Source organism: Streptomyces sp. NRRL B-24572, assembly GCF_002156145.1.
GTDB lineage: Bacteria > Actinomycetota > Actinomycetes > Streptomycetales > Streptomycetaceae > Streptomyces > Streptomyces vietnamensis.
Window position 1 is genome coordinate 1 of sequence record NZ_MWIG01000641.1, and the last position, 4,718, is coordinate 4,718.

Annotated in this window: 4 protein-coding genes and 1 pseudogene; 1 reads left to right on the forward strand and 4 read right to left on the reverse strand. The window is 72.2% G+C overall.

Translation table 11 applies throughout. The annotated features are described in order from the left end of the window. The 4 genes and pseudogenes from CCN56_RS32420 to CCN56_RS32435 all read right to left on the reverse strand — a co-directional run. Positions 1-659 (reverse strand): annotated as a pseudogene (locus CCN56_RS32420) (ATP-binding protein); the annotation flags it as partial. 625 nt (positions 660-1,284) lie between these two features. Continuing rightward, the gene (locus CCN56_RS32425; RefSeq protein ID WP_041131726.1) at positions 1,285-1,716 is read right to left on the reverse strand and encodes a cell division protein SepF; all 432 of its coding nucleotides are present in this window, start codon (positions 1,714-1,716) and stop codon (positions 1,285-1,287) included. A gap of 84 nt (positions 1,717-1,800) precedes the next feature. Then, entirely contained in the window at positions 1,801-2,262 is a 462-nt protein-coding gene (locus CCN56_RS32430) for a PaaI family thioesterase (RefSeq protein ID WP_086831455.1), read from the reverse strand. Beyond that, the gene (locus CCN56_RS32435) at positions 2,259-3,488 is read right to left on the reverse strand and encodes a PLP-dependent aminotransferase family protein (protein WP_179200056.1); all 1,230 of its coding nucleotides are present in this window, start codon (positions 3,486-3,488) and stop codon (positions 2,259-2,261) included. Before CCN56_RS32435 ends, CCN56_RS32430 begins: the two co-directional genes overlap by 4 nt. A gap of 467 nt (positions 3,489-3,955) precedes the next feature. Here CCN56_RS32435 and CCN56_RS32440 point away from each other — a divergent pair, with 467 nt between their 5' ends. Beyond that, a complete protein-coding gene (locus CCN56_RS32440) occupies positions 3,956-4,675 on the forward strand; it encodes a Phenylacetic acid catabolic protein (RefSeq protein ID WP_179200057.1) in 720 nt (239 codons plus the stop codon). Positions 4,676-4,718: the final 43 nt, after the last annotated feature.

Genomic DNA, 4,718 nt, shown 5'->3' on the forward strand with positions numbered 1-4,718 from the left:
CCGCGCCGCAGCCGCCCCTCGCCGGGCGGCACGGGGGCCCGCATCCGCTCGGGCCGGGGGTCGCAGGCGAAGGCGGACCGCAGCCCGATGACCACCTGCTCGGCGGCGGCCAGAACCTCCCGCTGTCCCTGGGTCTTGCCCGCGACCCGCAGCGGCAGCAGGGCCGTGCCGAGCAGGTCGTCGGGGAGCGGGGCCCGGGTGACGGGGGTGGCGCCGGCCGTGTGCCACTCGGCCTGGACGGCGCTGCGGCCGGGGTCGCGGAGCGCGGTGGCGAGCAGGGTGCGGCCCCGGCCGGTGAGCCGCTCGCCGACGATCCTGAGCCGGGGCTCGGCCTGCACGGCGAGGTCCAGGCTGACGGGACCCTCGGGTCCGTCGACCGTGCACCCGATCCTGAAACCGCGCCTGCCCTGGGCGTCGGGCCGGGCGCGCTCGGGAACGCAGTCGGCGGCGTCGGGGAACACCTCGTGGAGCGCTTCGCCCGCGCCGAGCCGGGCCAGCGCCTCGTACGCCCGCAGGGCGGTGGACTTGCCGCTGCCGCTCGGCCCGGCGAAGAGGGTGACCGGTCCGAGGGCGTGCACGGCGGAACGGTGACCGGCGAAGGCGGAGAGCCGCAGCTCGGTGACGGCGGGCCGGGCGCAGGGCGCCGGCCGGGCGGACAGCGGCCCGCCCCGGCCCTCCGCCGCGACCGGGCCCCGCGCCTCGGGGACGGAGGCGCGGGACCCGCCGGAGCGGGATCCGGTGGAACGGGATCCGGTGGGACGCCCCCCGGTGGATCCGGGCCCTGAAGCGCGGGTGCCGGAAGCCGGGGCGCCGACGGCACGGGCATCGAACGCACGCGCGCCGGAAGCGCGGGCACCGGAAGCGGAGGCCTCGGCGCCACGGGCATCGGGCACACGGGCGTCGGACGCGCGGGCTTCGGAGCCACGGACATCAGAAGCACAGGCATCGGAGCCACGAGCATCGAAGTCACGGGCATCAGAAGCACAGGCATCGGACGCACGGGCATCGGAGCCACGGGCATCGGACACACGGGCTTCGGAAGCGCGGGCCTCGGAAGCGCGGGCGTCAGAGCCACGAGCCTCGGAAACACAGGCTTCGGAAACACAGGCTTCGGAAGCACGGGCATCAGAAGCAGGCGCGACAGCGGAAGAGCGAGTCGAGGAAGGAACGACGTCGGAGGGGCGGGCGTCTGACGTGCGGGCGAGCGTGGAGCCGCCGGTGAGGTCCATGCCCGGACCGTACGCAGATCATTCCCTGACGAACCGTTACGGCGAGATGGCCTTCCTACGATCGGGGGACGCCGGCGGTCCGGCCGCCCACGACGTCCTCCTCGCCCTCACCCTCCGCGCCCTCGACCTCCGTGCCGGCCGGAGCCAGCAGGAAAACGTTTCGGTCGACGCGGTGCATCCCGCTGCCGAGGCCGAAGACGACACCGCTGCTGAAGTCGAGGATCCGCTTGGCGACCTCGGTGTCGGCGCTCGTCAGATCGAGGAGCACCGGGATCTGGGCGATCAGGTACTCGGCGACCTCGCGGGCGTCGGCGAAGACCTGCACGCGGAGCACGACCATGCGGCGCTGCTCGGCGGATTCGTACTGCTCGGGGATCGTGCGGTGGTCGACCCTGGACGGCCATTCGTCACGGCCGCGCAGGGGCAGGACCTGGGCGAGGCCCTCCCACTGCTCGTCGGTGACGTCGTACCTCTCGTACCTACTCATGGCCCCATCCTCCCGCTCCTCACCCGTTCGGCCCAACAACGACACGAGGTGATGGCCCGGGGGCGGTCGGCGAGCGGCCCGAGGTCAGCCGGTCCCCTGACCTGCGCCCGCCGACGGGACGGAGTACGTGACGGTGGCGGAGGCCGCCAGATCGCCCGCCTCGTCCCGGAGTTCGGCGAGGACCACGCAGAGGCGACGGCCGAACTTGGCCATGCGCGCGTGGGTACGGAGCAGTCCGGGCCGGGGGCGGTTGAGATAGCTGATCTGGAGCGAGGTGGTGAGCGCCATCGGGGTGGACCGCCCCAGCCGGGCGTTGATCAGGAGGAAGGCTGCGAGGTCGACGAGCCCGGCCTGTTCGGGGCCGGAGATCGTGCCGCCGGGACGGGTGCGGAGCCGGGCCCCGTCCGCCTCCATGAGCAGGTCCGTCCCGCTCGCGTCGGTGACGCGGCAGGCCGCGTAGTCCGGGAACTGCCGCTGGACGAGCGCGTTCAGCTCGTCCGGCGACAGCGTGGCGGAAGCAGGAGCCGAAGTCCCCGCGCCCGTCATCGGACGAAGCTCTTCGCCAGCCGGCGGAGGCCTTCCCCGATCTCGTCGGCCGAGTGCGTCGTGAACGAGAGCCGCATCGCGCCCGGGTCCGGCTCGCCGCAGAAGAACGGCGCCCCCGGCACGTACGCCACCTCGTGGCCGACGGCGGTCTTCAGGAGGGCCGTCGCGTCGTGGCCGGCGGGGAGGGTCACCCAGATGAACATGCCGCCCTCCGGCCTGTTCCACCGGCTGCCCTCGGGCAGGGCGCCCGGCAGGCCCTCGAGCATCGCGTCCCGCCGCTCCTGGTAGGCGGCGCGCATCACCGCGACGTGCGCGTCGAGGTCGCTGTCGCGGAGGTAACGGGCGGCCGCGGCCTGGTCGATGGTCGAGGTGTGCAGGTCGGCGGCCTGCTTGGCGATCACGCAGGCGCGACGCAGCCCGGCGGGGGCGCGCAGGAAGCCGAGCCGGAGGCCGGGGGCCATCACCTTGGAGAAGGAGCCGAGCAGGACGGTGCGGTCGGCGGCGACGGGGTCGGCGGCGATGGAGGGGACGCGCTCGCCGTCGTAGCGCAGTTCGCCGTACGGGTCGTCCTCGACGATCCAGAACCCGTGCCGTGCGGCGGCCGCGGCGACGGCGTGGCGGCGCTCGGCGGGGAGGGTGCGGCCCGTGGGGTTCTGGAAGGTGGGGACGATGTAGAGGAGGGTGGCCTTCTCGCGGACCGCGATCTCCTCCAGGGCCTCGGGGATGAGGCCCTGGTCGTCGGTGGGCACGGGGACGACGCGGGCGCCGGCGAAGCCGAAGGTCTGCAGGGCGGCGAGGTAACAGGGGTCCTCGACGAGGACGACGCTGCCCGGTTCGACGAGGGCGGTGGTGAGGAGCGTGAGCGCCTGCTGCGAGCCGGTGGTGATCAGCAGGTCGTCGGCGTCGGTGGGCAGTGCGCGCGCGGTGAGGCGGGCGGCGATGGCGGTGCGCAGCTCCGGGTCGCCCTCGGTCGTCGAGTACTGGAGGGTCGCCTGCGGGTTCTCCGTCAGGACCCGGTCGTACGCCGCCCGGATCCCTTCGATGTCGAACAGTTCGGGGGCGGGCAGGCCTCCGGCGAACGAGATCACCTCGGGCCGCGCCGTGAGCGCCAGGATCTCCCGTACCGGCGACGAACCGACGTTGGCCAGCCGGGAGGCGGTGGCCGGTGCGGGCACGGAGGGGGTTGCGGGGGTGGCGTTCGCGGGCGCGGAGGCGGCAGAAAGCATGGCGCCAGCATATAGAGATTCAAGACGGTGTCCAGGTCGTTCGATTCCCGCCGGGCGTGGCCGAGTTGACACAGTTCGGAGCCGCTCGCGGGGCGAATTCCGGTCTGATCGGGGCCTGATCCGGCCACACTGCGGGCCGCGCGATTTCAGCCGTGCGCACCGAATTCGGAGGATTCCCCTCCCCCGGCCTTTCCCGCTGGTCGCCTCCGGGAACGGACGGCCCGGTGATCTTTCCGTGCGCTGTCCGACGCGCCGCAGCCCGTACGGGATCCGGTTCTCCGTGCGCCGTGCGCGACTCAGGGAAATCAGCCATTCCGGTCCTTGGTCTCATTGATGGACGAGTGAGCCGTGGATAGCGTTCGACCGCTCCACCACAGCGACGCGCACAACGATGTACACAGCGATGCACACCGCGTTTTCAGCGGTCTTTCGGGTCGTAGTCGAACGAGCGAGGCGAGTGGATCACCATGGCATCTTCCGTTCCCGTCGACGAGGTCGTCGTCGTCCGCACCCCCGAGGAATTCCTCGCCATGCCCGAGGACTACCGTGAGATCGCCGTCCGGGGAATGATCGTCAACACCGAGGGCGAACTGTCCGGCGCCGACGACTACATCCAGGTGTTCCTGCCGCTCGCGCCGAACGCCGAGGAACGGCAGGTCTGCGCCGAGCGCGCCGTCGAGGAGTACGACCACTACAAGATCGGCAAAAGGATCCTGGCCGACATCGGCGTGGACACCGGCTACATGGAGCAGCAGCGGCTCGTCGACCGCGATCTCTTCGCCGGCCACGAGTTCCACACCTGCACCACCTGGGCCGAGCGCGGAATCTTCTCGTACATCGGCGAGGAGACCGCGATGGTGATGATCTCCGAATTCGCGCAGAGCAGTTACAAGCCGTGGGCCGAGGCGGTGCGCACGATCATTCTCGACGAGAAGGTCCACATCGCGCACGGCGCGCGCGTGTGCCGGAATCTCGCCCGCACCGAGGAGGGACGCGAGGAACTCCAGCAGGGGCTCGACCGATTGTGGCCGGGATTCAACCGGATCTTCGGGAGCGCGCGTTCGGAGAGGTCGAAGCTCGCGGTCCGCTTCGGGCTCCGGCAGACCACCAACGGAGAGGCGCGCGACATCTGGCGGGCGAAGGTCACCCCGCGGATCGAGGGCCTCGGCCTGAAGGTCCCCGAGTAGCCCCGGGCCGAGCCCCCTGGCTCGCCCGGGGCTACTCGGGGAC

Bases quoted from the DNA above. Each gene is read 5' to 3' on its own strand.
- CCN56_RS32440 (WP_179200057.1), top strand. From the start codon at position 3,956: ATGGCATCTTCCGTTCCCGTCGACGAGGTCGTCGTCGTCCGCACCCCC.
- CCN56_RS32435 (WP_179200056.1), bottom strand. From the start codon at position 3,488: ATGCTTTCTGCCGCCTCCGCGCCCGCGAACGCCACCCCCGCAACCCCC.
- CCN56_RS32430 (WP_086831455.1), bottom strand. From the start codon at position 2,262: ATGACGGGCGCGGGGACTTCGGCTCCTGCTTCCGCCACGCTGTCGCCG.
- CCN56_RS32425 (WP_041131726.1), bottom strand. From the start codon at position 1,716: ATGAGTAGGTACGAGAGGTACGACGTCACCGACGAGCAGTGGGAGGGC.